Here is a 22,959-nt window from a genome sequence, read left to right on the forward strand (position 1 = left end):
TCATGAAAAAAATTACACTTTCCCTGGGCCTGTTGCTTGGCTTAAGCCTGAGCTCTTTTGCGCAGATCACCTTATCGGACCTGCCGTACGCCCGCCCTTACGATAAAAGGGGACTAAATACCTTCGAGACACCGAAGCAGGACACCATCGGCTTTGATGGCATTAAAGTGAGACTCGGTGGCGGCTTTGCCCAGCAGTTCCAGGGCCTGAAGCACAAGAACTCGGCCACAGCGCTGATGCAGCAGCAAGGCAACAACGAGGTAAACCTCAACCAGCTGATGCCAATCGAGAACGGCTTTAACCTGGCCTCTGCCAACCTGAACCTGGACGTAGCGCTTGCGGACGGTGTCCGACTGAACCTGATCACCTACCTGTCATCAAGACACCACTCTGAGGCCTGGGTAAAAGGCGGTTTCATACAGGTGGATAAAGCTGAGTTCCTGAACAGTCCGCTGGTAAACAAGCTGATGGAGAACATCACCCTGAAAGTAGGCCACATGGAGATCAACTATGGCGATGCGCACTTCCGCAGAACGGATAACGCCCATGCCCTGCAGAACCCCTTTGTTGGCAACTACATCATGGATGCCTTCACAACAGAGATCGGTGCAGAAGTGATCTACCAATACAAAGGCTTCCTGGCAGTAGGATCTGTTACAGGTGGCGAAGTACAAGGTGGTATCCAGAACCCGGACCAGCGCAAACCTTCTTTCATCGGTAAGTTAGGCTACGACAGCCAGCTGAAAGACGACCTTAGAGTAAGATTAACAGGCTCTGTGTATACAACTGCAGGCTCTGTGCGAAACACGCTCTATGGTGGCGACCGTGCCGGTTCACGTTACTTCCTGGTGATGGACCCTGCTAAAGTGGCAAGCGGCACAGCAGTAACACCTGCTACGCACTTCACCTCAGGTCATATCAACCCGGGTCTTACCAACAGCATCACGGCCTTTGTAGTGAACCCCTTCGTGAAGTTCCGCGGCCTGGAGTTCTTCGGCAACTTTGAGCAGGCGAAAGGCAAAGGCAGACTGGGCGCAAACGATGAACCAGCAGACCGTACCTGGAGACAGTTGGGCACCGACCTGGTGTATCGCTTCGGAAGCAACGAGAACCTGTACGTAGCAGGCCGATACAATGTAGTGGAAGGACGCCTGGCACCATCTGCTGCCACCCCGAATGTACAGAACAACAGCGTGAACCTGAACAGAATCCAGGTAGGCGGCGGCTGGTTTGTGACCAAGAACATACTTGCCAAAGCAGAATATGTGAAGCAACAGTACAAAGGCTTTGCTCCAACGGACATCCGCCACGGTGGCGAGTTCAATGGCTTCATGATCGAAGGCGCTATATCTTTCTAACACCCAAATACCATGTTACCTCTAAGTACCTTTCTGGTTGCTGTTTCCATGCTGAGCGCCGTAGTGCTGCCTGAGAAAAGAGAGTATGTTGTGATCACGGGCAACAGAGTGTCCGTAGCAGCAGGCACCTCCCTGGGCAACATCAACTGCGCCTACACCAGCAGCCAGAAAGATACACTGGAGCTGAACCGGCAGATTCCCCAGCGAGACAGGCTCAAACTGGCCATACCGGTTAAAGCTTTCAACTGCGGCAACGTCCTCCTCAACAGAGATTTTGAGAAAACGCTGAACGCCAGCCAGCACCCTTATACAGAAATTGAGGTCATTTGCCTGAAAAAGGATGGCAAAAATTACAAGGGAAACCTGAACCTGATCGTAGCAGGAAAGACCATTCCGCTCCAGAACGTGACCTTTTATAACTGTGCCGGTAAGGGCGCAAAAAACCTGAGAAGCAACATTTGTCTGAATTTCTCGGAAATAGGCCTGACCACTCCCAAGAAAATGGGCGGCCTGTTAAAAGTTGAAGACGAGCTACAGGTAATGGTGGAATTACAGTTGGAAGAGTAAAGCAGGTAACATCTGATCTATTGAGCAACAGGCGGCCCTATCGGCTGCCTGTTGCTGTTTTAGCCTATCCCAAAAGCTTTACTCTATGTCATTCTGTCCTGAAAGTGGATTTCCAATAGAATACAGCCTGCCATTATTTCAGTAAAATCATACCATAATACCATTGGTGTACCCTTTGCTATCTAGCTCGTAGAACTAAGACTAAGGAAAAGTAGCGTAAAGCATATGAATTTTAATAACTATACCATCAAAGCCCAGGAGGCCATCCAGAAGGCCACCGAGATAGCAGGCGGCTTCCAGCAGCAGGCCATCGAGACCGGGCATATTTTAAAAGCGATACTGGAGACGGACGAAAACGTCACCAGTTTTCTGCTGAAAAAACTCAACATCAACGGCAACATCCTGCACAGCAAGCTGGACGAGACAGTCGTGGCTTACCCAAAAGTGAGCGGCGGCAGCCCATACCTGGCAAACGAGGCTGCAGCGGCCCTGCAAAAGGCCACCTCATACCTGAAAGAGTTTGGCGACGAGTATGTAGCCATCGAACACATGCTGCTGGGCCTGTTGGCGGGTCGCGATAAGGTAGCCGGCCTGATGAAGGATGTAGGCTTCAATGAAAAAGACCTTAAGAAAGCGATCAAAGAATTGCGTGGCGGCACGAAGGTAACCGACCAGAACGCCGAGGCGAAGTACAACTCGCTTAAGCGTTATGCCCGCGACCTCAACGAAATGGCCCGCAACGGCAAAATCGACCCGGTGATCGGCCGCGACGAAGAGATTCGCCGCGTGCTGCAGATCCTGAGCCGCCGCACCAAGAACAACCCGGTACTGCTGGGTGAGCCTGGCGTGGGTAAAACCGCCATTGTGGAAGGTTTGGCGCAAAGAATTGTGGCCGGCGACGTGCCCGAGAACCTGAAGAACAAAACACTGATGAGCCTCGACATGGGTCTGCTGGTAGCAGGCGCCAAGTATAAAGGTGAGTTCGAGGAGCGTCTGAAGGCGGTGATCAAGGAAGTAGTAGATGCCGAGGGCGAGATCGTGCTCTTCATCGACGAGATCCATACCCTGATCGGGGCGGGTGCAGGAGGTGAAAGCGCCATGGACGCCGCTAACCTGCTCAAGCCAGCTTTGGCGCGCGGTGAACTGCATGCCATCGGCGCTACGACGCTGAAGGAGTACCAGAAGTACATCGAGAAGGATAAGGCTTTGGAACGACGCTTCCAGGCGGTGATGGTAGACGAGCCTAGCGTACAGGATGCCATTTCCATTTTGCGCGGTATCAAAGACAAATATGAAGTACACCATGGGGTGCGCATCAAGGACGATGCGATCATCGCGGCCGTGGAGCTATCGAACCGTTACATCACCGACCGCTTCCTGCCCGACAAGGCCATCGACCTGATGGACGAGGCGGCGGCCAAGCTACGCATCGAGATCGACTCCCTGCCGGTGGAGCTGGACGAGATTCAGCGCCGCATCATGCAGCTGGAAATCGAGCGGGAGGCAATTCGCCGCGAGAACGACAAAGACAAAGAAACGGTGCTCTCGAAAGAAATCGCGGACCTGAGCGGTAAGCGCGATGACATGAAAGCCAAATGGCAGAACGAAAAGCAGATCATCGAGGGCATCCAGAAAGAGAAAGAGAACATCGAGAACTACAAGCTCGAAGCAGAGCAGGCCGAGCGCTCCGGCGACTATGGCCGTGTGGCGGAATTGCGCTACGGCAAGATTCAGGAAGCGGAGGCGAAGCTGAAGGAACTGCAGGAGCAGGTGCACCAGATGCAGGGCGAAAACCCGATACTGAAAGAGGAAGTAACATCAGAAGATATTGCCGAGATCGTTGCCAAATGGACCGGTATACCGGTGAGCAAAATGCTGCAGAGCGACCGCGAGAAATTGCTGCACTTAGAGCAGGAACTGGGCAAACGCGTCGCTGGTCAGGAAGAGGCGATTGAAGCCATCTCTGATGCGGTACGCCGCAGCCGTGCCGGTATGCAGGACCCGAAACGTCCGATCGGTTCGTTCATCTTCCTGGGTACGACCGGCGTGGGTAAGACCGAGCTGGCCAAGGCCCTGGCCGACTACCTGTTCAACGACGAGAACGCGATGGTGCGCATCGACATGAGTGAGTACCAGGAGCGCCATGCCGTGAGCCGTATGATCGGAGCGCCTCCGGGCTACGTAGGCTACGACGAAGGCGGACAATTGACCGAGGCCGTGCGCCGCAAGCCTTACTCCGTGGTACTGCTCGACGAGATCGAGAAAGCGCACCCGGATGTGTTCAACATCCTGTTGCAGGTATTGGACGATGGCCGCCTGACCGACAGCAAGGGCCGTGTGGTGAACTTCAAGAACACGATCATCATCATGACCTCCAACATCGGTTCGCACATCATCCAGAGCAACTTTGAGCTGATGGATGAGATCAACCACGACGAGGTGATCGAGCGCACTAAGGACGAAGTATTCGAATTGCTGAAGAAGTCAGTAAGACCGGAGTTCCTGAACCGCATCGACGAGCTGGTGATGTTCCGTCCGCTGAGCCGTGGCGACATCCGTAAAATTGTGACAATCCAGTTCGGACACATCCAGGATCGTCTGGACGAGGCAGGTATACGCCTGATTGCCACCGACGAGGTGCTGGACTACCTGGGCGAGCAGGGCTACGATCCGCAGTTTGGTGCCCGTCCGTTGAAGCGTGTGCTGCAGCGCCAGGTGCTCAACGAGCTGTCCAAGGAAATATTGGCCGGTCACATCAACAAAGATTCTGTGGTGGAGGCTGTACTAAGCAACGGACAGATTCGTTTCAACAATGTAGACATCGAATTACCGACCGAAAAGTAAGTTGATTGTGTATAAAGAGTAAAGTTTAGTTGAACAAAAGGCCTTCCCGTTTGGGAAGGCCTTTTTGTTTTCGCCCGGTTTATCAGCCACTCGTTTGCATATATAGCTAAAGTTTGATGATATTGAACTGCAAACCTTTCCGTCCTTAAACGATGAGCAGCAAAAGCACTTTATCGCCCACCGAGCTGAAGTATGTGGGCACCGGTCTATTGGCAATGGGTATCATTTCCATTTTCACCTCCTCTGTTATCATAGCGTCGCCTATTAACTACATGACCATCGGGGCGCTGCTCCTGGTATTGACAGGTATAGGCTTCCTGATTTCCTCTTACAAGAAGGCGGGCAGAAAGCAACTGGCTCCTAAGCTATACCTGGCGGCGTGTCTGCTGGCGGTAGTCGCGGTATATTATTTTGCTATTACACACGTATAACCCGGTTCACATACAAAACCTATACCTATGGACGAATTCATGCAACTGGCCATTGACGAGGCGAAGAAAGGCCGCAACGAAGGCGGTATACCGATCGGCTCGGTGCTCGTGAAAGACGGAAAAGTAGTGGCGACAGGGCATAACAAGCGGGTGCAGGAAAACAACCCTATCCTGCACGGCGAGATGGACTGCCTCAACAACGCCGGCCGCATCGGCTCTTACCGCAACACCGTGATCTACTCTACCCTGATGCCCTGCTACATGTGTGCCGGCACCATCGTGCAGTTCAAGATCCCGAAAGTGATCGTGGGCGAATCCAAGACCTTCGATGGCGCCCGCGAGTTTATGGAGTCTCATGGCGTGGAGGTGGTGGACCTGAACCTGCCTGAGTGCATCGACATGATGGAAGAATTTATTAAAGAAAAGCCGGAGCTCTGGAACGAGGACATCATGGAGCTGGAGTAAGAGACACAGAACATCAGACACAGGGCTTTTTCAGGTATAGCCACTCAAAGCTGAAGAGCTATACCTGGTTTCGCGACAAGTCTTTTGTCCTTTGTCTAAAGTTCTTTTGTCCAAGCCACCAGTCTACTCCTCTCCCTGCAACACATACTTCATCGCCTTGTCCTTATCTGCCAGGTCATAGTAGCGGATGCCGTGCTTTTTCACGGGACTGATGAGCTTGGCTGCCCACTCCTGCCACTTTTTCTCCCCCACCATGGCTACCCTGCCGTAGTCAAGCCCGTGGATAATGTCGAATAGCCCGTTTTCGATCGCCGCCACTGGCTGAGTCCAGTCCACATCCACCATCTCGTAATAGATGTGCGTTTCCTTGTGCTTGCGCATCAGGTCTCGCACCAGGTTGCGGTACTGGTCAAAATCAGGTATAGTCAGCTTGTCGCGCACACGCACGGCCAATACGTTATCGCGGGTTTCAGGCAATATTTCGAGCATCGTTCTGCTTTTTGGTCCTCCCTATTCATACGAATCTTTGCCCGAATTCAGGTTGTAAGTACCCCTGGTATAAGTATACCGATAGGAAAAGAAACGCATATTTGAGGTTTTTACTCCCAAATGCCTATTTTGCAGATTCAAGCTACCTGATCAAAATGATGAAACCCTTACGCTATACCTTCACCCTGTGCCTCTGCCTATACCTGTTCACAGCCCAGGCTAAAGTCGACACACTGGTAATTCAGAGCCCTTCGATGCAGAAAACGCTAAAGGCCGGCGTGGTGACGCCGGAGGGTTACCAAAAGAAAAAGAGCGGCCCCTACCCGGTGCTATACCTGTTGCACGGCTACAGCGGTAACTTCAGTAACTGGCTCAAAGTACCGCCCCAGAAGGACCTTCTCCAGACCTTGGCCGATAAGTATCAGCTCATTATCGTGACGCCCGACGGCGGCTTCAGCAGTTGGTACTACGACAGCCCGGTGGACAAATCAAGCCAGTACGAAACGTTCATCACGCAGGAATTGCGACAGGAAATCGAGCGCAGGTATAAAGCTATACCTGAGCGCAGTGGCCGTTTTATTTCCGGCCTGAGCATGGGCGGACACGGGGCGCTATACCTGTCAGCACGTAACCCGGAGCTATACCTGGCGGCCGGCAGCATGAGTGGCGCCCTGAACGTGTCTCGAAGCGAATCGGAACGGCTGCTCAAAAGCATAGAGGCTGTTTTGGGGCCGAAGGAAGAGAATTTGGAACGGTTCCGCCAAAACTCTGTCGTGCACATGGTGCCGCAACTCAAGCAAAGCGGCGTGCACCTGATCATCGACTGCGGTGTGGCGGATATGCTTGTAGAAGACAACCGCGAGCTACACCGCCGCCTGGTATATGAAAAAGTGCCACACGAGTATATAGAGCGCCCCGGAGCACATACCTGGGCTTACTGGGGCAATGCGCTGGAGTACCATCTGCTGTTTTTCCAGAAAGTGAAAGCAACAGCTGAGCAACAAGCCTTGAACTAGTTATGACCTACGCTGCCATCAGGTACCGGATTTGCCGGATCACCCGCTTCAGGCGTACCCGGGAGATATCATAAAACATAGTGATGAACAGGAGACCGGCCGGCACAAAGAAGATGCGGTGCTCCAGCATGGGGTATAGGTAACCACCCGCCACAGCTCCTGCCAGAAAGAAAAAGATGATGACCAGGCGGAGCGTGATCCGTTGCTGGAGCCCACGCTTTTGCTCTGGTGTGGTGTGGGTAGCGGCGGCCAGGTCTATCCCAAGATCGGTAAATATACCTGTCAGGTGGGTGGTACGCACAACCGAACCGGAAACCATGGAAACCAGGCTGTTTTGCAGCCCCATGGCAAAGAGCAGGCTGCCGGCAAACACTTCCTGCATCCTGGTGCTCCCATCGTAGTGGCTGCCATAGACCGCATTTAAGATGAGTATAATGATCTCGATCAGGATCGGGACGGTGTAGGCAAACACCTGGTTGCGCCCGATCCGGCCGATAATGATGCTCGAAGTGAAAGCGCCCAACAGGAAGAGAAACATCCAAAGGCCAATGATGCGGACCAACCGGAAATCGCCCGCTGCCAGGCTTTCGGCAAAATAAGCCGCATGCCCTGTCACATTCGTGGTCAGCACGGCAAAGGCGAGCAAACCGGCTATGTTCACAAAGCCTGCTATCAGGCAAAGCAGTGCTGCCAACTTGATATTATGCCTGAAATTGCGCCGCCGTCCAATGTGCCGTAACATGGGTATAGGAAACCTACTTAAATTCTGATACCGCCTGCAGGCAAACGGGCTTCGCCACAGCCACTGCATGCCCGGCCGGCGCCACACAACCCGTTGTTTTGTCTGCCTTAAAAGTCACGATGTTGGCCCAGGGGCTGTTACTCCATATCATATTTATTGACGAAATCGCGCCTCACCTTGTCCCCCTTCCGAACGAAAGGCCTGATAATCAGACGGGTGCCGTTTTCATAGGTAAAGAACCGGTATACCCAGTTGCTCAGCACCACCAACTTGTTCCGGAAGCCTACTAGTGCCATCACGTGCACAAAGAGCCAGGTCATCCAGGCAAAGAAGCCTCCGAGGTGGATGTTGCCGGGCAGGTCCGCCACCGCTTGGTTACGCCCGATGATCGCCAGCGAGCCCTTGTCAACGTATTCAAACTCCTCCATCTTCTCTCCTTTGACCAGGCGCTTCAGGTTCTTGGACAGCAGTTTGCCCTGCTGTATGGCCGGCTGCGCTACGCCCGGATGCCCTTTCGGCCACTTATCGGTTTTCATAAAGGCGATGTCTCCGATGGCGAAAATGTTATCGAAGCCCAGCACCTGGTTGTATCGGTTCACGTGTATACGCCCACGCTCCACGGCCTCTGCCGGTAATCCGTCGATCAGGGCGCCCTGCACACCAGCGGCCCATACCAGTGTCTGCGTCTGTATCTTCTCCCCTCCTTTTATGGTGGCCACATAGCCATCGTACCCTTCTACCAGCGCATTCAGCTTTACAATAATGCCCATGTCCTGCAGGTATTTCAGCGTCTTCCTGCTCGACTCCGGCGACATGGGCGGCAGCACCCGATCCATGCCTTCCACCAGGTAGATGTTCATCCTGCTAAAGTCTACGCCCGGGTAGTCGGTGGGCAGGATGTGCTTGCGCATTTCGGCCAGGGCGCCGGCGGTTTCCACCCCTGTTGGCCCGCCTCCCACAATCACGAAGTTGAGCAGGCTCTGCTGCAACTCGGGATCAGCGGTCATGCTGGCTTGCTCAAAGCACTGGAACAGGTGGCTGCGCAGGTTCAGGGCATGCGGTACCTGTTTCAGCGGAAAAGCGTTTTTCTTCACCTCCTCGTTGCCGAAGTAGTTTGTTTTGGTACCTGTGGCGATGATCAGGTAGTCGTAAGGCAGGTCGCCCACCAGCGTATGAACGGTCTTCGCGATAGGGTTGACACTATTCACTTTAACCAGCCTGAAGTGGAAATCATCGTACTTGTCGCTGCCGAACATCTTGCGGAGCGGCTCGGCGATAGAATCCGGCTCCAGACCGGCCGTGGCCACCTGGTAGAGGAGCGGCCAGAAACCGTGGTAGTTCTGGCGATCGAGCATGACCACCTGAAAATCTTTGCCTTTCAGTCGCTGGGCCACGTTTATCCCTCCAAATCCGCCGCCGATGATCACGACGCGGGGTTTGGTGGTGTCAGGTATATTGAGTGATAATTTATCTACATCTAGCATAAAGAGATCTGATTTAACTGTTAGAATTCAGTACATGCAACAGGCACCCGCAGGTCAGTCCAGTATACGTTTTTTTCTATATGGAGGAGTAACGCAACCTGCTGATGATGGTTGTTTCTGATGCAATTTAACCAAACTGCCAGCCGAAAAAAAACCCGGCCCAGGTATAGCTGTACCTGGGCCGGGATCCTGTAAATTTTGGTGGATTACTTCTTGCTATTGAACTCTCCGTTTCGGAGCATGTCGAGCAATTTGATGATCGCGAACGGACTGACGGTCGGGAACATATTCCGCTGCTCCTGCCGCTGCACCTGCTGCATGTTCCAGTTCCGGAAGTTGGCGCCGCCGTCCATGGGCGTTGTGCTGAAGAGCTCTTCGAGCCGTTTGGGGTCGAGGTTGCGCATGGCAATGGCCATCCCGTCGTCCGGCAGCTTCACAGCCAGCACGGCCTCTTTGAAATCGCGCTCCGTAGGCCACGGAAACACAGTTACCTCGGGCAGCTGCGTGGGGTCCTCCTGCATCTGCATGATGATGGAGTAGCTTTGGCTCTGGTAGTTCTTCGGTATTTTCAGGTACTGCTTCTTGTAGCCGATGGCGCTGAACACCACGCTGTCGCCGGTGAGTACAGGCACCGAGAAGAAGCCATAAGCATTGGTTTGCGTGCCGCGGCTGGTCTTGGGCACAAACACGTTCACGCCGGCCACCCCGTACAGGCTGTCGCCAATGGTAACGAAACCGGTCAGCTGCACTACGCGTTTGTGGCCCTGCGCCGCCGCCTCGTTGGGCGCTCCCACCAGCAGGAAAGCAAAAAGGGCCAGGGGCAGCAGGAAGCCGATGGCGCGTTTATTTGTAAGTAGTAGTCTTTGTAATTCGGGCATCATGTAGTACAATAATACTTCATATAATTTTATTATAGCAGCTTTTGGCTAATTTTGTTCCGATACGCTTTCAATTATGAGGCTTAAACACTTCAGTCTTACCTTCGGCGAGCAGGTTTTAAAGGCGCTGGCAGACGACTCGCGGCTGCGCATGCTGCACCTGATCCTGCGCAACAAGGAGATGTGCACCTCAGACCTGGAGCATGTGCTAGATTTCACCCAAACCAAGACGTCGCGCCACCTGGCCTATCTCCGCAACGCCGGGCTGGTAACGCCCCGCAAGCTCGACCAGTGGGTGTACTACTCATTAAAGGAAGAAGCCTCCGATTTCGTTCAACAGATTTTCACATACCTGGAGCGCGACACCCTCCTGCAGAAAGACCAGGAAACCTACCGCATCCTGTACTCCAACCGCGAACTGGCCGTTAACCGCATGCAGACCCGCCGCTGGACAGAGAGCTAACTCTTGTAAGACAGGTTTTTAGTTCATTGGTTTAAACAGTAAACATAGGACTTTTAGTATACTCTCGCCTGCTGCTCCCGCACATATTTTTTTAAACATACCGCCCGTCAGGTCGTTTCTATAAAGCTGACACCCGATTATGAAACCATACAAACACATATTCTTTGACCTCGACCACACCCTGTGGGACTTTGAGAAAAACTCTGAGGAGACCCTCTATACCTTATACCACGAGTTTGGCCTGGATGAGTATGAAAAGCTCTTCGACCGCGACTCATTTTACCGCAAGTACAAGTTCGTGAACCACCTCCTCTGGGATCTGTATAACAAAGGCAAGATCGACCAGAAGGAGCTGCGTGAGGCCCGCTTCGTCAAAACCCTGACCGGACTCGGGCTGGAGCCGCACCAGGTACCGACAGGTATATCCGAAGCCTATACCGATCTGTGCCCGCAGAAGACGGCGGTGTTTCCCTATACCTTCGAGGTGCTCGACTACCTGAAACCGAAGTACGGCCTGCACATCATCACCAACGGGTTTAAGGACGTGCAGTACATCAAAATGAACGGCTCCAGGCTGACTGATTATTTCGGTGAGATCGTGACTTCAGAGTGCTGCGGGTACAAAAAGCCCGACAAGCGCATATTTGAGCACGCCCTGGACCGCATTCAGGTACGCTCCGAAGACTGCCTGATGATCGGCGACAACCTGGAGTGCGACATCGACGGTGCCCGCCTGGCAGGTATGGACCAGGTTTTCTTCAATCCGGAGAAGACCAAAACCAAACTCTCGCCCAAACCCACCTACCACATCCACTGCCTGAGCGAATTGCAGGCTATGTTATAGCAAAGCTATACCTGCCAAAGGCCGGAAAATAAAATAATTCGCCTTACCTTTGTATAAGGAGGCTGCCCTGTGCAGTCTGTCGAATGTCTTATTCTGAATCTGTAAAATATCAAACAAGATGGCAACCGGATTTTTTAGAGTACCAACACCAGTAAACGAACCTGTAAAATCGTACGCGCCGGGCTCTCCGGAACGCGAGGAACTGCAGCGCACTTATAAAGAACTTAAGTCAAAAGAGCTCGATGTGCCGATGTACATCGGTGGCGACAAGGTATACACGGACAAAAAGAAGCCGATGCTTCAGCCGCACGACCATAAGCACATCCTGGGTCACTTCAGCGAAGGCGATGCGTCACACGTGGAACAGGCCATCAACGCAGCGCTTGCCGCACGCGAAGAGTGGGCTGCCATGGGCTGGGAGCACCGTCTGAGCATTTTCCTGAAAGCCGCTGAGCTGCTTGCCGGACCGTGGAGAGCCCGCCTGAACGCGGCCACCATGCTGGGCCAGTCGAAGAACGCCTACCAGGCGGAAATCGACTCAGCTTGCGAACTGATCGACTTCCTGCGCTTCAACGCGCAGTATGCTACCGAGATCTACCAGATGCAGCCAGAGTCCTCGCCGGGCGTATGGAACCGCATGGAGCACCGTCCGCTGGAGGGCTTCGTGTTCGCTTTGACGCCGTTTAACTTTACGGCTATTGCCGGTAACCTTCCAGCCTCTGTTGCCATGATGGGTAACGTAGTGGTATGGAAGCCTGCCAACACGCAGGTATACGCCGCCCAAATGATCATGGAATTGTTCCGCGAGGCTGGCCTGCCGGATGGCGTGATCAACCTGGTGTATGTAGACGGCCCGACGGCTGGCGAGGTGATCTTCAACCACGCTGATTTTGCGGGTATTCACTTCACAGGCAGCACCGGCGTTTTCCAGAACATCTGGAAGACCATTGGACAGAACATCCACAAATACAAAACATACCCGCGCATTGTGGGCGAGACAGGCGGCAAGGACTTTATCGTGGCGCACAGCTCGGCCGACGCAAAGCAGGTAGCGACTGGTATCGTGCGCGGTGCTTTTGAGTACCAGGGCCAGAAATGCTCTGCCGCTTCGCGTGCCTACATCCCAAGCAACCTGTGGGAAGATGTGAAAAACTACGTGGTGGAAGACCTGAAGACCTTCAAAATGGGTCCTCCGGAGGATTTCTCCAATTTCATCAACGCCGTGATCGACGAGAAATCATTCGACAAGATTGCCAAGTACATTGATAATTCCAAAGAGAGCAATGAAGTAGAAGTGATTGCCGGTGGCAACTACGACAAGTCGAAAGGCTACTTCATTGAGCCAACCGTACTCCTGTCGCACAACCCACAGTATGTGACCATGTGCGAAGAGATCTTCGGTCCGGTTATCTCGATCTACGTGTACGACGAGAACAATTTCGAAGAGACGCTGGAGCTGGTGAACTCAACTTCCCCGTACGCCCTGACAGGCGCTATCTTCAGCCGCGACCGTTATGCAGCGGAGTTTGCCACGAAGAAACTGGTGAATGCTGCCGGTAACTTCTACATTAACGACAAGCCAACAGGCGCCGTGGTAGGACAGCAGCCTTTCGGTGGCGCCCGCGCTTCCGGCACCAACGACAAGGCCGGCTCTATGCTGAACCTGCTGCGCTGGGTGTCTGCCCGCTCTATCAAAGAGACCTTCGTAACACCAACTGACTACCGCTACCCATTCCTGGGTGAGAATAAATAAGGTATAGCCTATACCTGAAACAAAAGCACCACACTCGAAAGGGCGTGGTGCTTTTGTTTTTAGGGTATGGCGCGAGCGTCCACGATGGTGGGGCCTCCGGCCCCGTTATGGTTATACCTCAGATAGAATCACACTGCTACCCGGATTAGCACTACTGAAAGTATAACAAGCCGCATCTGTTACCAAACCAGCCACAACCGGATTCTGCTCAATGTAGTCTATCTTTTGCTGCAGCATGGGCGTATCCGTCAGGTCAATGGGATGGTTGTGCTGCTGCCAGAACTGGAACTCCTTGTTGTGCGTGTTATGCTGTTTGAAGTAGCGAAACAGGTATTGTAACCATTCCTTTCTACTCTCGGTGGGGTTACTTTCAATCTGAGTGATAATCCGCTTGGCAGTATAGCTCTTGAAGTCTCTGAGAACACCACTCAAGTTGGCGTCTTCAACTGAGCAAATCATGTGCAGGAGGCTGGGTATCAGACAGTAGCTGTAAATCCGAAGCCCTTTATACTTGCTACAGTAGTTCAGGTTCTGTACTAACTCGTCGGCATATTCTCTTCTGGTGAACACATCGATCCAGCCGACCACTGTGAGGGTAATGAAAAACAAGCCGCCGTTGTAGATTTTATACTTCTCGGACATCTGGCTAATGCTTTGGTAAAGAAGTACGAGAAGTAATGATAAAAGGGCCAGAGGCCCCACCATAGTAGACACGAGCGCGGACGCTCGCGCCATATACATTACAATACACCACCCCCCAACCATGTTTAAACACCCATCCCGCTATACCTCAACTGTACTTCAACTTTGAACGGTACAGGCTTTACAAATGGCACAAAACACAGGAATTGCATTCATACCTGCTGATAATACTTTAGAACAATCTTAAACGCTATTTACATTGGATATAGTCTTTTGATTGTTGGCTATTTATACCTAATTTTGCTCCCAAATTTCAATAAAGCATAACAGCAATATGGAAACTACTGGTACTCAGTATCTACCGTCGGACTACCTCCCTATTTTGATACAATTTGCGGCAGCGCTCGGCTTCGTTATTTTCGCGCTGGTTGTCACCCATTTACTGGGCCCGAAAAGAAAAAGTGAGGTGAAGGACAACCCCTGGGAAAGTGGTGTGGAGTCTGTGGGCGATGCGCGCACGCCGATCTCTTACAAGTACTTCCTCACGGCCATCCTGTTCGTGCTGTTCGATATTGAAATTATCTTCATGTACCCTTGGGCAGTGAACTTCCGCGAATTCGGTCTGGAGGGCTTCCTGCCAATGATGTTGTTCCTGGGCGTAATCCTGACTGGCTTCTTCTACGAAATCAAAAAAGGGATTCTCAAGTAGTTGGGCACCATTAAACTTAAATAGGGTAAACGGTGTTTTTCCAAGGGTAAACGCAGATTAAAACCTAGAATTTAGAAGACATGAGCGAATTAAATAAAGATATAAACATGGCAGAGGCACCAGAAGGCCATAGCGGTGCTGGTTTCTTTGCTACTTCCTTTGAGAAAGTGATTGGACTGGCCCGTGCGAACTCGCTTTGGCCATTGCCTTTTGCCACTTCCTGCTGCGGTATCGAGTTCATGGCGACCATGGGCGCTACCTACGATATCTCCCGCTTTGGCTCGGAGCGCCCAAGCTTCTCCCCACGCCAGGCAGATATTCTCCTTGTAATGGGTACCATCGCTAAGAAAATGGGGCCGGTTGTGAAGCAGGTATACGAGCAGATGGCCGAGCCGAAATGGGTCGTGGCCGTTGGCGCCTGCGCTACCTCTGGCGGTATTTTCGACTCGTACTCTGTGCTGCAAGGTATAGACCGCGTGGTGCCGGTAGACGTGTACGTGCCGGGCTGCCCGCCAAGACCGGAGCAGATTCTGGACGGCCTGATGCGTGTGCAGGATCTGGCGAAAAACGAATCACTACGCCGCCGCAACTCTCCTGAGTACCAGGCGCTTTTGGCTTCTTACAACATTAAATAAGCAGCATGGAGCTTACGAACGAAAACGTACTCGGTAAACTGATAGCCCAGTTCGGTGAAGAGAACATCTTCGATGCCTACAACCCGGATGGGATCATGACCATCACCACTACGCGTGAGAACATCATTGCTCTGATCCAATTCCTGTATGACGACAAGGACCTGCAGATTCAGTTCCTGACGACCATGGCAGGCATTCACTTTCCTGACCACAAGGGCAAGGAGTTGTGCATGATGTACCAGTTGCATAGCCTGCGTCACAATTACCGGCTGCGCATCAAGGTGTTTGTGCCTGCAGAAGACCCGGTATTGCCGACGCTGACCAACATCTACGCGGCTGCTAACTGGATGGAGCGTGAGGCCTATGACTTTTACGGTTTCATCTTTACCGGTCACCCGAACCTGATCCGCATCCTCAACATCGAGGAGATGGAGTACCACCCGATGCTCAAGCAGTATCCACTGGAGGACCAGACAAGGGAAGACAAAATCGATACTTATTTCGGACGCTAAGCCAGATAAACCACTATGGCTACTGATAATAAAACAGCTGATACTGATCAGTTACAGGAATTCCGCGACAACCGCGACCTGAAACTGCAGGACAAGAAGAACGAGAACCTGACGACCCTGAACCTGGGTCCGACGCACCCGGCCACTCACGGTATCTTCCAGAACATCCTACAGATGGACGGGGAGGTTATCATGGACGCCGTGCCGACCATCGGCTACATTCACCGTGCATTCGAGAAGATTGCCGAGCGCAGACCATTCTACCAGATTACGCCGCTCACCGACCGCATGAACTACTGTTCGTCCCCTATCAACAACATGGGGTACCACATGACGGTGGAGAAGCTTCTGGGTATCGAGATCCCAAAGCGCGCGCAGTACATCCGCGTGATCATGATGGAGCTGGCCCGTATTTCCGACCACCTGATCTGTAACTCGATCCTGGGTGTGGACTCCGGCGCCTTCACCGGCTTCCTGTACGTGATGCAGGAGCGCGAGCACATTTACGACATTTACGAAGAGGTTTGCGGTGCCCGTCTGACGACGAACATGGGTCGTATCGGCGGCATGGAGCGCGACCTTTCCCCAAAAGCCTTGCACCTGATTGGTGAGTTCCTGAAGCGCTTCCCGAAGGTATGGGCAGAGTTTGAGAAAATGCTGACCCGCAACCGTATCTTCATCGACCGTACGGTAGGCGTAGGCGCCATTACGGCTGAGCGCGCTCTGAGCTACGGCTTCACAGGTCCTAACCTGCGTGCCACCGGCGTGGACTACGACGTGCGCGTGATGAACCCTTACTCTTCTTACGACGATTTCGAGTTCGAAATTCCGGTTGGCGAGAAAGGCGACACGTATGACCGCTACCTGGTGCGCAACGAGGAGGTATGGCAGAGCTTGAAGATTATTGAGCAGGCTTACAAAAACCTGCCGGAAGGTTCTTACCACGCCGACGCACCGCATTACTACCTGCCTCCAAAGCAGGAGGTATACACTAGCATGGAAGCGCTGATCTATCACTTCAAAATTGTGATGGGTGAGATTGACGCTCCGAAAGGCGAGGTATACCACAGCGTGGAAGGCGGCAACGGCGAGCTTGGTTTCTACCTGGTAAGCGATGGCGGCAGAACGCCATACCGTCTGCACTTCAGAAGGCCTTGTTTCATTTACTACCAGGCATATACCGAAATGATTGTGGGCGGTCAGCTGGCCGACGCCATCCTGACGCTGAGTAGCCTGAACGTGATTGCCGGCGAACTCGACGCATAATACAGTATTTTATAAATCATCTAACACCGGCTACTGGCCGGTGACATTTACAAAGATGGCAGAGACTATAAACGCATTTAAGTTTTCTGATAAAGGCCTTGCTGAGATTCAGCGCTACATCAGTCATTACCCGGAAGGACGCCAGAAGTCTGCCCTGTTGCCAGCCCTGCACGTAGCGCAGGCTGAAAACAACGGCTGGGTGAGCCCTGAAGCGATGGACGCGATTGCCGAAATCCTGAACATACAGCCAATCGAGGTATACGAGGTGGCCACTTTCTATACCATGTTCAACCTGAAGCCGGTTGGCAAGCACGTGTTGGAAGTATGCCGCACGGGCCCTTGCTGCCTGCGCGGTGCTGACCAGATGATCGAGACGCTGAAACAGAAGCTCAACATTGAAGAAGGCGAGACAACGGCTGACGGTATGTTTACCCTGAAGCCGGTGGAATGTCTGGCTTCGTGCGGTACAGGCCCGATGCTGCAGGTGCGCGAAACCTACTACGAGAACATCGACAGCGAAGAAGCGGTGGACCAGTTCCTGGAGATGATGCGCAACAAAGAGGTGGAAACGCCTGAGTGGAAGAAATAGCATAGCAGGACTTTGTGACAAAAGACTACCAGACAAAAGACTTCTATACCTGAAAAAGTCCTTTGTCCTTTGTCAAAAATTCCTTTGTCAAAATAAAAACAAAGGCTAATACCAGTAACGGTAGCTGCCAACTTAGACATCCTGTAACAATGGGAATCAAGATATTAACCGAACATATTAACGTACCGGGTATCGAAACCCTGGAGGTGTATCGCAAGCATGGCGGCTACCGCTCGGTAGAAAAAGCCTTGAAAACGATGACCCCGGACGAGGTGGTGGAAGAAGTGAAGACATCGGGCCTGCGTGGTCGTGGTGGCGCTGGCTTCCCGGCCGGTATGAAGTGGAGCTTTTTGGCGAAGCCAGAGGGTATTCCGCGTTACCTGGTATGCAACGCCGACGAATCGGAGCCGGGAACTTTCAAGGACCGCGTGTTCATGGAGAAAAACCCGCACGCCCTGATCGAAGGTATGATCACATCCAGCTATGCGCTGGGTGCGAACACATCCTACATTTATATCCGTGGTGAGTTGTTGTTCATCCTGCGCATTCTGGAGAAAGCGATCGCTGAGGCGTACGCAGCCGGTTTACTTGGCAAGAACATCCTGGGCTCAGGCTACGACCTCGACCTGCATGTGGCGCCAGGTGGTGGTGCTTACATTTGCGGTGAAGAGACTGCCCTGTTGGAGTCACTGGAAGGCAAGCGTGGTAACCCGCGTAATAAGCCGCCATTTCCAGCTGTGAAAGGCCTGTTCCAGTCGCCGACGGTGGTGAACAACGTGGAAACCATTGCGTCTGTGCCGTGGATTGTGAACAACACGGGTGCGGAGTACGCTAAAATAGGTGTAGGCCGAAGCACCGGTACCAAACTGATTTCTGCCAGCGGTAACATCAACCGTCCGGGCGTGTATGAAATTGAGCTGGGCGTGCCGGTGGAGGAGTTCATTTACTCTGATGAGTACTGCGGTGGTATCTGGAAAGGCAAGCAACTGAAGGCCGTGGTGCCGGGAGGTTCTTCTGTTCCGATTCTGCCAGCTGACCTGATTATGAAAACGGCTGCCGGTGAGCAACGCCTGATGACGTACGAATCGCTGTCTGACGGTGGTTTTGTGAGCGGCTCTATGCTGGGTTCGGGTGCCTTTATTGTATTCGACGAAGACCAGTGCATCGTGCGTAACACGTGGAACTATGCTCGTTTCTATCACCACGAGTCATGCGGACAGTGCAGCCCTTGCCGCGAAGGTACAGGCTGGATGGAGCGCGTGCTGCACCGCATCGAGCACGGCCACGGCCATCAGCAGGACATCGACCTGTTGGTAAGCGTAGCCAAGCAGATTGAAGGTAACACCATTTGCCCGCTGGGTGATGCGGCTGCCTGGCCGGTAGCCAGTGCGATCCGTCACTTCCGTGAGGAGTTCGAGTGGCATATCAAGCACCCACAGGAGGCTATAGCTCCGGGCGCAGTGTACAGAGGTCAGTTAGCAGCAGCTACTGTATAATTTAAAATAAATTAACTGCCCGCTATACCTTGGTAAGCGAGCTTTGAATAAAATTAAGATGGCTAAAATAACATTTGACGGCATCGAGGTAGAGGTTGAAGATGGAACCACCATCCTGCAGGCCGCCCGTAAAATCGGTGGTGATGTAGTGCCTCCTGCCATGTGTTTTTATACCCCACTCAAAGGCAGTGGCGGTAAGTGCCGTGTGTGCCTGGTGAAGGTAACGCAGGGTTCTGCCCGCGACCCACGTCCGATGCCAAAACTGGTGGCCTCGTGCATCACGCCGGTGCAGGACGGTATGGTGGTGGAAAACACAACCAACGAAGACGTGCTGAACGCCCGCAAGGGGATCGTGGAGATGCTGCTGATCAACCACCCGCTGGATTGCCCTATTTGCGACCAGGCTGGTGAGTGCGACCTGCAGAACCTGTCTTACGAGCATGGAGTGAGCGCGACACGATACGAAGAGCCGCGTCGTACCTTCAACAAAATAGACCTGGGGCCTTACATCCAGCTGCACATGACGCGCTGCATCCTGTGCTATCGCTGCGTGTACACCGCTGACCAGATCACGGAGAAGCGTGTGCATGGCGTACTAGGCCGTGGCGACGCAGCCGAGATCGGGACTTACATCGAAAACGTGATCGACAACGACTTCTCGGGTAACGTGATCGACGTGTGCCCGGTGGGAGCTCTGACCGACAAGACATGGCGCTTTAAGAACCGTGTGTGGTTCACCAAGCCATTGAACGCGCACCGCGACTGCCCTACCTGCAGTGGTAAAGTAACCCTATGGTCACGTGGTGACGCTGTGCTCCGCGTAACCGCCCGCAAGGACGAGTACGCGGAGGTGGAGGAGTTCATCTGCAACACCTGCCGTTTCGATAAGAAAGAAGTAAGCGACTGGACCATCGAAGGCCCGCGCAACATCGACAGGGGTTCTGTTATCTCGGCCAACCACTATGAATTGCCGGTGATAAACGTGCCGATCGTGCCGAATCTCCCTAAATCTACTGTTAAAAAAATGCCAACGGAATAAAGCATGGATTCTGTACTTCTCATATACAAAGGCATCTACATTCTGGCCATTTTCGGTATTTCGTTACTGATTGCGACCTACTCAACTTACTTTGAGCGTAAGATTGCCGCTTTCATTCAGGACCGTGTAGGCCCGAACAGAGCGGGTCCTATGGGTTTGCTGCAGCCGCTGGCCGACGCCGGCAAACTGTTCTTCAAAGAAGAATTTATACCTGCCAAAGCCAACAAAATGCTCTTTATCCTGGGTCCGGGTATAGCGATGCTGGTGGCAGCCATGTCGAGTGCGGTTATTCCGTTCGGCGACACGCTCATCATAGGCGAAACATCCTTTGACCTGATTGCCATTGACGTGAACATCGGTATCCTTTACATCTTCGGTGTAGTGTCGCTGGGTGTGTATGGTCTGATGATCGGTGGCTGGGCCTCGAACAACAAGTTCTCGTTGCTGGGCGCTATCCGTGCGGCTTCACAGAACATTTCGTACGAACTGGCCATGGGTCTCTCGCTGATTGCGGTGCTGATGCTGAGCGGCTCACTGTCCCTGAAAGTAATTGCAGAGCAACAGACGGGCTTTAACTGGAACATCTGGTACCAGCCGCTTGGCTTCCTGATTTTCCTGATCTGCGCCTTTGCTGAGACGAACAGAACACCATTCGACTTACCAGAATCGGAAGCCGAACTGATTGGCGGTTACCACACCGAGTATAGCTCCATGAAGCTGGGTATGTACCTGTTTGCGGAGTATATCAACATCTTTGTGGTATCGGCTGTAATGGCGACGCTGTACTTCGGTGCTTACAACTTCCCTTTCATGGAGAACCTGCGCAACGCGTTCGACGACCCAGTGCTGGGCAACAACGTGGTAACGATCATAGGTGTCGCGGTGATGTTTGCCAAGATTTTCGCTTTCATCTTCTTCTTCATGTGGGTGCGCTGGACTTTGCCGCGTTTCCGCTACGACCAGTTGATGAAGCTGGGCTGGAACATTCTGATTCCGCTGGCGATTCTGAATATCCTGCTTACAGGCGGTGGCATTTTGCTCTACGAATATTTTACAAAAGGATAACGACATTTGAATGCTGCCATGCTAAGGGCTGTTATAGACAGACGGTATAGACAGCAATCATAATCGAGATACAATGGAACCATTATCAAATAGAAGAAAGAACGTAGCACAAAAGGAGATGACGCTCTCTGAGCGCATGTACCTGCCCGCTATCGCGCAAGGTTTGGGCATTACGATCAAGCACTTCTTCAAGAAGAAAGCCACGATCAACTACCCGGAAGAAACACGCCAGCGCAGTGATGTATGGCGCGGTTTGCACGTGCTGAAGCGTGACGAAAACGGTGCCGAGCGTTGCACGGCCTGCGGGCTGTGTGCCGTGGCCTGCCCTGCCGAAGCAATTACCATGACGGCTGGCGAACGCAAAAAAGGGGAAGAGCACCTGTACCGCGAGGAAAAATACGCCGTGACCTACGAGGTAAACATGCTGCGTTGCATTTTCTGCGGACTGTGCGAAGAGGCCTGCCCGAAAGCAGCTATTTTCCTGCAGGACGACAAACTTGCACCGGCCCGTTACGAGCGCGACGAATTCATTTACGGCAAAGACCGCTTGGTAGAACCGTTAAAAACCACTGAAACCAAATAATCCGATGACAGAAAGCCTGTTTTTCTTCTTTGCATCGCTGACCTTGCTTTGCGCCATCATGGTTGTTATTTCAAAGAACCCCGTGTTCAGCGTTATCTTCCTGATCCTGACCTTCTTTACCATATCAGCGCACTACATTCTGCTGAACGCCCAGTTCCTGGCGGCAGTGAACATTATCGTGTATGCAGGGGCCATCATGGTACTTTTCCTGTTCGTACTGATGTTCATCAACACAGGTAAAAACGTGGAGGGAACCCTGAAACGAAATATGCTGGCCAAAATAGCGGGTACTATAGCAGGTGGTCTGCTATTTACGGTTGTGGTAGCCGCTTTGAAAGATGTGACGCTCGGACACCCGGACCCTGCCACGTACGATTCGCAGGTGGGTATGGTGGAGAACCTGGGCAAAGTGCTTTTCACAAAATACATGCTGCCGTTCCAGTTAGTAGCCGTACTATTCCTGGTATCAATGGTGGGCGCCGTGATGATTGGCAAACGCGAAACAGGAGAACAGAACTTCTAATAGAGGTATAGCTTAAGAAATATAGAAAGCCAGTGCTGTGAAGCGCTGGCTTTTTTGTTTGTCTGAATCAGGATTAACAGGATTAAAGAATTAACAGGATTCTCGTGCACAATTGTTACACCCTGTCCCCAAGGTAGCTTTGGGTTCTCCATCTGTCATCACGAAAGGATCTTGGTTGAGGAAGGTTAGGCTGTTGCTATAACACACCCCTGCCCCTCCCCTTAAAGAGGGCCCCTACCCCCAGAGGGGAATTAGCCGTCGCCAATTTACAGGTAGAAGTATTATCGTGACTGTTTTGCTGTACCGGGTCCAACCACCCCTAACCCCTCCTTGTCTAAGGAGGGGAGTATGTTTCTGCCAATAGATAGGTATAAGCGCTGTCGTTATCGTCACAGACCACTGGCAGGTATAGCAAGACTATTTTGCACGGAAACTACGCAGCAGATAGCAGCGCCAGGTGCACCTTTACGACTACCCACTGTTTGAGCGTTCAGCGAGTTTGGGGAGTCTTGACTTTTTTGCTTACTTTTTGTGTCAAGACAAAAAGTGAGTGCCCGCCGCACAGG

Annotated in this window: 25 protein-coding genes; 19 read left to right on the plus strand and 6 right to left on the minus strand. The window is 52.6% G+C overall.

Features of this window, described 5'->3' with window-relative positions:
- The first annotated feature begins 2 nt into the window (after positions 1–2).
- The 5 genes from IEV97_RS14680 (at position 3) to IEV97_RS14700 (ending at position 5,665) form a co-directional block, all read left to right on the plus strand.
- Positions 3–1,358: a hypothetical protein gene (locus tag IEV97_RS14680; RefSeq protein WP_188502228.1), complete on the plus strand. Its 1,356-nt coding sequence runs from the start codon at positions 3–5 to the stop codon at positions 1,356–1,358.
- A gap of 12 nt (positions 1,359–1,370) precedes the next feature.
- Positions 1,371–1,925, plus strand: coding sequence for a hypothetical protein (locus tag IEV97_RS14685; protein WP_188502229.1), 555 nt, complete (start codon positions 1,371–1,373; stop codon positions 1,923–1,925).
- Between the two features lie 225 nt (positions 1,926–2,150).
- On the plus strand, positions 2,151–4,769 hold the full coding sequence (gene clpB, locus IEV97_RS14690) for an ATP-dependent chaperone ClpB (protein WP_188502230.1): 2,619 nt from the start codon (positions 2,151–2,153) through the stop codon (positions 4,767–4,769).
- Between the two features lie 152 nt (positions 4,770–4,921).
- The gene (locus tag IEV97_RS14695; protein ID WP_188502231.1) at positions 4,922–5,200 is read left to right on the plus strand and encodes a hypothetical protein; all 279 of its coding nucleotides are present in this window, start codon (positions 4,922–4,924) and stop codon (positions 5,198–5,200) included.
- Positions 5,201–5,227: 27 nt separating this feature from the next.
- The gene (locus IEV97_RS14700) at positions 5,228–5,665 is read left to right on the plus strand and encodes a nucleoside deaminase (RefSeq protein WP_188502232.1); all 438 of its coding nucleotides are present in this window, start codon (positions 5,228–5,230) and stop codon (positions 5,663–5,665) included.
- Positions 5,666–5,788: 123 nt separating this feature from the next.
- Here IEV97_RS14700 and IEV97_RS14705 read toward each other — a convergent pair whose 3' ends face one another.
- A complete protein-coding gene (locus tag IEV97_RS14705; RefSeq protein WP_188502233.1) occupies positions 5,789–6,154 on the minus strand; it encodes a SpoIIAA family protein in 366 nt (121 codons plus the stop codon).
- A gap of 155 nt (positions 6,155–6,309) precedes the next feature.
- Between IEV97_RS14705 and IEV97_RS14710 the strand changes: the two genes are divergently transcribed.
- Positions 6,310–7,170 carry an alpha/beta hydrolase gene (locus IEV97_RS14710; RefSeq protein WP_229733962.1) on the plus strand — a complete coding sequence of 287 codons (861 nt, stop codon included), beginning with the start codon at positions 6,310–6,312 and terminating at the stop codon, positions 7,168–7,170.
- Between the two features lie 7 nt (positions 7,171–7,177).
- On the opposite strand, the gene IEV97_RS14715 is transcribed toward IEV97_RS14710, so the two are convergent.
- The 4 genes from IEV97_RS14715 to IEV97_RS14730 all read right to left on the minus strand — a co-directional run bounded on the left by IEV97_RS14715 (position 7,178) and on the right by IEV97_RS14730 (position 10,277).
- Positions 7,178–7,912 carry a YoaK family protein gene (locus IEV97_RS14715; RefSeq protein ID WP_188502234.1) on the minus strand — a complete coding sequence of 245 codons (735 nt, stop codon included), beginning with the start codon at positions 7,910–7,912 and terminating at the stop codon, positions 7,178–7,180.
- Positions 7,913–7,925: 13 nt separating this feature from the next.
- Positions 7,926–8,063, minus strand: coding sequence for a hypothetical protein (locus tag IEV97_RS14720; RefSeq protein ID WP_188502235.1), 138 nt, complete (start codon positions 8,061–8,063; stop codon positions 7,926–7,928).
- A complete protein-coding gene (locus IEV97_RS14725) occupies positions 8,050–9,396 on the minus strand; it encodes an NAD(P)/FAD-dependent oxidoreductase (protein ID WP_188502236.1) in 1,347 nt (448 codons plus the stop codon). The genes IEV97_RS14720 and IEV97_RS14725 overlap by 14 nt, the downstream gene beginning before the upstream one ends.
- 206 nt (positions 9,397–9,602) lie before the next feature.
- Entirely contained in the window at positions 9,603–10,277 is a 675-nt protein-coding gene (locus IEV97_RS14730; RefSeq protein WP_229733963.1) for a carboxypeptidase-like regulatory domain-containing protein, read from the minus strand.
- A 73-nt stretch (positions 10,278–10,350) separates the two neighbouring features.
- On the opposite strand from IEV97_RS14730, the gene IEV97_RS14735 reads away from it, so the two are divergent.
- From IEV97_RS14735 to pruA, 3 genes are all read left to right on the plus strand, one after another.
- Positions 10,351–10,737 (plus strand): ArsR/SmtB family transcription factor, encoded by a 387-nt coding sequence (locus IEV97_RS14735; RefSeq protein ID WP_188502237.1) that lies wholly within the window; start codon positions 10,351–10,353, stop codon positions 10,735–10,737.
- 139 nt (positions 10,738–10,876) lie between these two features.
- The gene (locus IEV97_RS14740; protein ID WP_188502238.1) at positions 10,877–11,581 is read left to right on the plus strand and encodes a YjjG family noncanonical pyrimidine nucleotidase; all 705 of its coding nucleotides are present in this window, start codon (positions 10,877–10,879) and stop codon (positions 11,579–11,581) included.
- A 118-nt stretch (positions 11,582–11,699) separates the two neighbouring features.
- The gene (gene pruA, locus IEV97_RS14745; protein WP_188502239.1) at positions 11,700–13,334 is read left to right on the plus strand and encodes an L-glutamate gamma-semialdehyde dehydrogenase; all 1,635 of its coding nucleotides are present in this window, start codon (positions 11,700–11,702) and stop codon (positions 13,332–13,334) included.
- Positions 13,335–13,445: 111 nt separating this feature from the next.
- Here pruA and IEV97_RS14750 read toward each other — a convergent pair whose 3' ends face one another.
- A complete protein-coding gene (locus IEV97_RS14750; protein ID WP_188502240.1) occupies positions 13,446–13,976 on the minus strand; it encodes an REP-associated tyrosine transposase in 531 nt (176 codons plus the stop codon).
- Between the two features lie 334 nt (positions 13,977–14,310).
- Between IEV97_RS14750 and IEV97_RS14755 the strand changes: the two genes are divergently transcribed.
- The 10 genes from IEV97_RS14755 (at position 14,311) to IEV97_RS14800 (ending at position 22,393) form a co-directional block, all read left to right on the plus strand.
- Positions 14,311–14,685: an NADH-quinone oxidoreductase subunit A gene (locus IEV97_RS14755; protein WP_188502241.1), complete on the plus strand. Its 375-nt coding sequence runs from the start codon at positions 14,311–14,313 to the stop codon at positions 14,683–14,685.
- A gap of 80 nt (positions 14,686–14,765) precedes the next feature.
- Positions 14,766–15,320 carry an NADH-quinone oxidoreductase subunit B gene (locus IEV97_RS14760; RefSeq protein WP_188502242.1) on the plus strand — a complete coding sequence of 185 codons (555 nt, stop codon included), beginning with the start codon at positions 14,766–14,768 and terminating at the stop codon, positions 15,318–15,320.
- Positions 15,321–15,325: 5 nt separating this feature from the next.
- Positions 15,326–15,832 carry an NADH-quinone oxidoreductase subunit C gene (locus IEV97_RS14765; RefSeq protein WP_188502243.1) on the plus strand — a complete coding sequence of 169 codons (507 nt, stop codon included), beginning with the start codon at positions 15,326–15,328 and terminating at the stop codon, positions 15,830–15,832.
- A 15-nt stretch (positions 15,833–15,847) separates the two neighbouring features.
- Positions 15,848–17,098: an NADH dehydrogenase (quinone) subunit D gene (gene nuoD / locus IEV97_RS14770; protein ID WP_188502244.1), complete on the plus strand. Its 1,251-nt coding sequence runs from the start codon at positions 15,848–15,850 to the stop codon at positions 17,096–17,098.
- A gap of 55 nt (positions 17,099–17,153) precedes the next feature.
- Positions 17,154–17,687, plus strand: coding sequence for an NADH-quinone oxidoreductase subunit NuoE (gene nuoE, locus IEV97_RS14775; protein WP_188502245.1), 534 nt, complete (start codon positions 17,154–17,156; stop codon positions 17,685–17,687).
- A gap of 149 nt (positions 17,688–17,836) precedes the next feature.
- Positions 17,837–19,183 (plus strand): NADH-quinone oxidoreductase subunit NuoF, encoded by a 1,347-nt coding sequence (nuoF, locus tag IEV97_RS14780; RefSeq protein WP_188502246.1) that lies wholly within the window; start codon positions 17,837–17,839, stop codon positions 19,181–19,183.
- Between the two features lie 58 nt (positions 19,184–19,241).
- The gene (locus IEV97_RS14785) at positions 19,242–20,222 is read left to right on the plus strand and encodes an NADH-quinone oxidoreductase subunit G (RefSeq protein ID WP_188502247.1); all 981 of its coding nucleotides are present in this window, start codon (positions 19,242–19,244) and stop codon (positions 20,220–20,222) included.
- Positions 20,223–20,225: 3 nt separating this feature from the next.
- Positions 20,226–21,287 (plus strand): NADH-quinone oxidoreductase subunit NuoH, encoded by a 1,062-nt coding sequence (gene nuoH / locus IEV97_RS14790; RefSeq protein ID WP_188502248.1) that lies wholly within the window; start codon positions 20,226–20,228, stop codon positions 21,285–21,287.
- Between the two features lie 73 nt (positions 21,288–21,360).
- Positions 21,361–21,870 (plus strand): NuoI/complex I 23 kDa subunit family protein, encoded by a 510-nt coding sequence (locus tag IEV97_RS14795; protein ID WP_188502249.1) that lies wholly within the window; start codon positions 21,361–21,363, stop codon positions 21,868–21,870.
- 4 nt (positions 21,871–21,874) lie between these two features.
- Positions 21,875–22,393, plus strand: coding sequence for an NADH-quinone oxidoreductase subunit J family protein (locus IEV97_RS14800; RefSeq protein WP_188502250.1), 519 nt, complete (start codon positions 21,875–21,877; stop codon positions 22,391–22,393).
- Positions 22,394–22,959 lie beyond the last annotated feature (566 nt).

Origin of the sequence: Pontibacter amylolyticus (assembly GCF_014638845.1) — a bacterium.
GTDB lineage: Bacteria > Bacteroidota > Bacteroidia > Cytophagales > Hymenobacteraceae > Pontibacter > Pontibacter amylolyticus.

What these genes read in the sequence shown, in the direction of transcription:
- IEV97_RS14680 (WP_188502228.1), top strand. Translation starts at nt 3, where the DNA reads ATGAAAAAAATTACACTTTCCCTGGGCCTGTTGCTTGGCTTAAGCCTG.
- IEV97_RS14685 (WP_188502229.1), top strand. Translation starts at nt 1,371, where the DNA reads ATGTTACCTCTAAGTACCTTTCTGGTTGCTGTTTCCATGCTGAGCGCC.
- clpB (WP_188502230.1), top strand. Translation starts at nt 2,151, where the DNA reads ATGAATTTTAATAACTATACCATCAAAGCCCAGGAGGCCATCCAGAAG.
- IEV97_RS14695 (WP_188502231.1), top strand. Translation starts at nt 4,922, where the DNA reads ATGAGCAGCAAAAGCACTTTATCGCCCACCGAGCTGAAGTATGTGGGC.
- IEV97_RS14700 (WP_188502232.1), top strand. Translation starts at nt 5,228, where the DNA reads ATGGACGAATTCATGCAACTGGCCATTGACGAGGCGAAGAAAGGCCGC.
- IEV97_RS14705 (WP_188502233.1), bottom strand. Translation starts at nt 6,154, where the DNA reads ATGCTCGAAATATTGCCTGAAACCCGCGATAACGTATTGGCCGTGCGT.
- IEV97_RS14710 (WP_229733962.1), top strand. Translation starts at nt 6,310, where the DNA reads ATGATGAAACCCTTACGCTATACCTTCACCCTGTGCCTCTGCCTATAC.
- IEV97_RS14715 (WP_188502234.1), bottom strand. Translation starts at nt 7,912, where the DNA reads ATGTTACGGCACATTGGACGGCGGCGCAATTTCAGGCATAATATCAAG.
- IEV97_RS14720 (WP_188502235.1), bottom strand. Translation starts at nt 8,063, where the DNA reads ATGATATGGAGTAACAGCCCCTGGGCCAACATCGTGACTTTTAAGGCA.
- IEV97_RS14725 (WP_188502236.1), bottom strand. Translation starts at nt 9,396, where the DNA reads ATGCTAGATGTAGATAAATTATCACTCAATATACCTGACACCACCAAA.
- IEV97_RS14730 (WP_229733963.1), bottom strand. Translation starts at nt 10,277, where the DNA reads ATGATGCCCGAATTACAAAGACTACTACTTACAAATAAACGCGCCATC.
- IEV97_RS14735 (WP_188502237.1), top strand. Translation starts at nt 10,351, where the DNA reads ATGAGGCTTAAACACTTCAGTCTTACCTTCGGCGAGCAGGTTTTAAAG.
- IEV97_RS14740 (WP_188502238.1), top strand. Translation starts at nt 10,877, where the DNA reads ATGAAACCATACAAACACATATTCTTTGACCTCGACCACACCCTGTGG.
- pruA (WP_188502239.1), top strand. Translation starts at nt 11,700, where the DNA reads ATGGCAACCGGATTTTTTAGAGTACCAACACCAGTAAACGAACCTGTA.
- IEV97_RS14750 (WP_188502240.1), bottom strand. Translation starts at nt 13,976, where the DNA reads ATGTCCGAGAAGTATAAAATCTACAACGGCGGCTTGTTTTTCATTACC.
- IEV97_RS14755 (WP_188502241.1), top strand. Translation starts at nt 14,311, where the DNA reads ATGGAAACTACTGGTACTCAGTATCTACCGTCGGACTACCTCCCTATT.
- IEV97_RS14760 (WP_188502242.1), top strand. Translation starts at nt 14,766, where the DNA reads ATGAGCGAATTAAATAAAGATATAAACATGGCAGAGGCACCAGAAGGC.
- IEV97_RS14765 (WP_188502243.1), top strand. Translation starts at nt 15,326, where the DNA reads ATGGAGCTTACGAACGAAAACGTACTCGGTAAACTGATAGCCCAGTTC.
- nuoD (WP_188502244.1), top strand. Translation starts at nt 15,848, where the DNA reads ATGGCTACTGATAATAAAACAGCTGATACTGATCAGTTACAGGAATTC.
- nuoE (WP_188502245.1), top strand. Translation starts at nt 17,154, where the DNA reads ATGGCAGAGACTATAAACGCATTTAAGTTTTCTGATAAAGGCCTTGCT.
- nuoF (WP_188502246.1), top strand. Translation starts at nt 17,837, where the DNA reads ATGGGAATCAAGATATTAACCGAACATATTAACGTACCGGGTATCGAA.
- IEV97_RS14785 (WP_188502247.1), top strand. Translation starts at nt 19,242, where the DNA reads ATGGCTAAAATAACATTTGACGGCATCGAGGTAGAGGTTGAAGATGGA.
- nuoH (WP_188502248.1), top strand. Translation starts at nt 20,226, where the DNA reads ATGGATTCTGTACTTCTCATATACAAAGGCATCTACATTCTGGCCATT.
- IEV97_RS14795 (WP_188502249.1), top strand. Translation starts at nt 21,361, where the DNA reads ATGGAACCATTATCAAATAGAAGAAAGAACGTAGCACAAAAGGAGATG.
- IEV97_RS14800 (WP_188502250.1), top strand. Translation starts at nt 21,875, where the DNA reads ATGACAGAAAGCCTGTTTTTCTTCTTTGCATCGCTGACCTTGCTTTGC.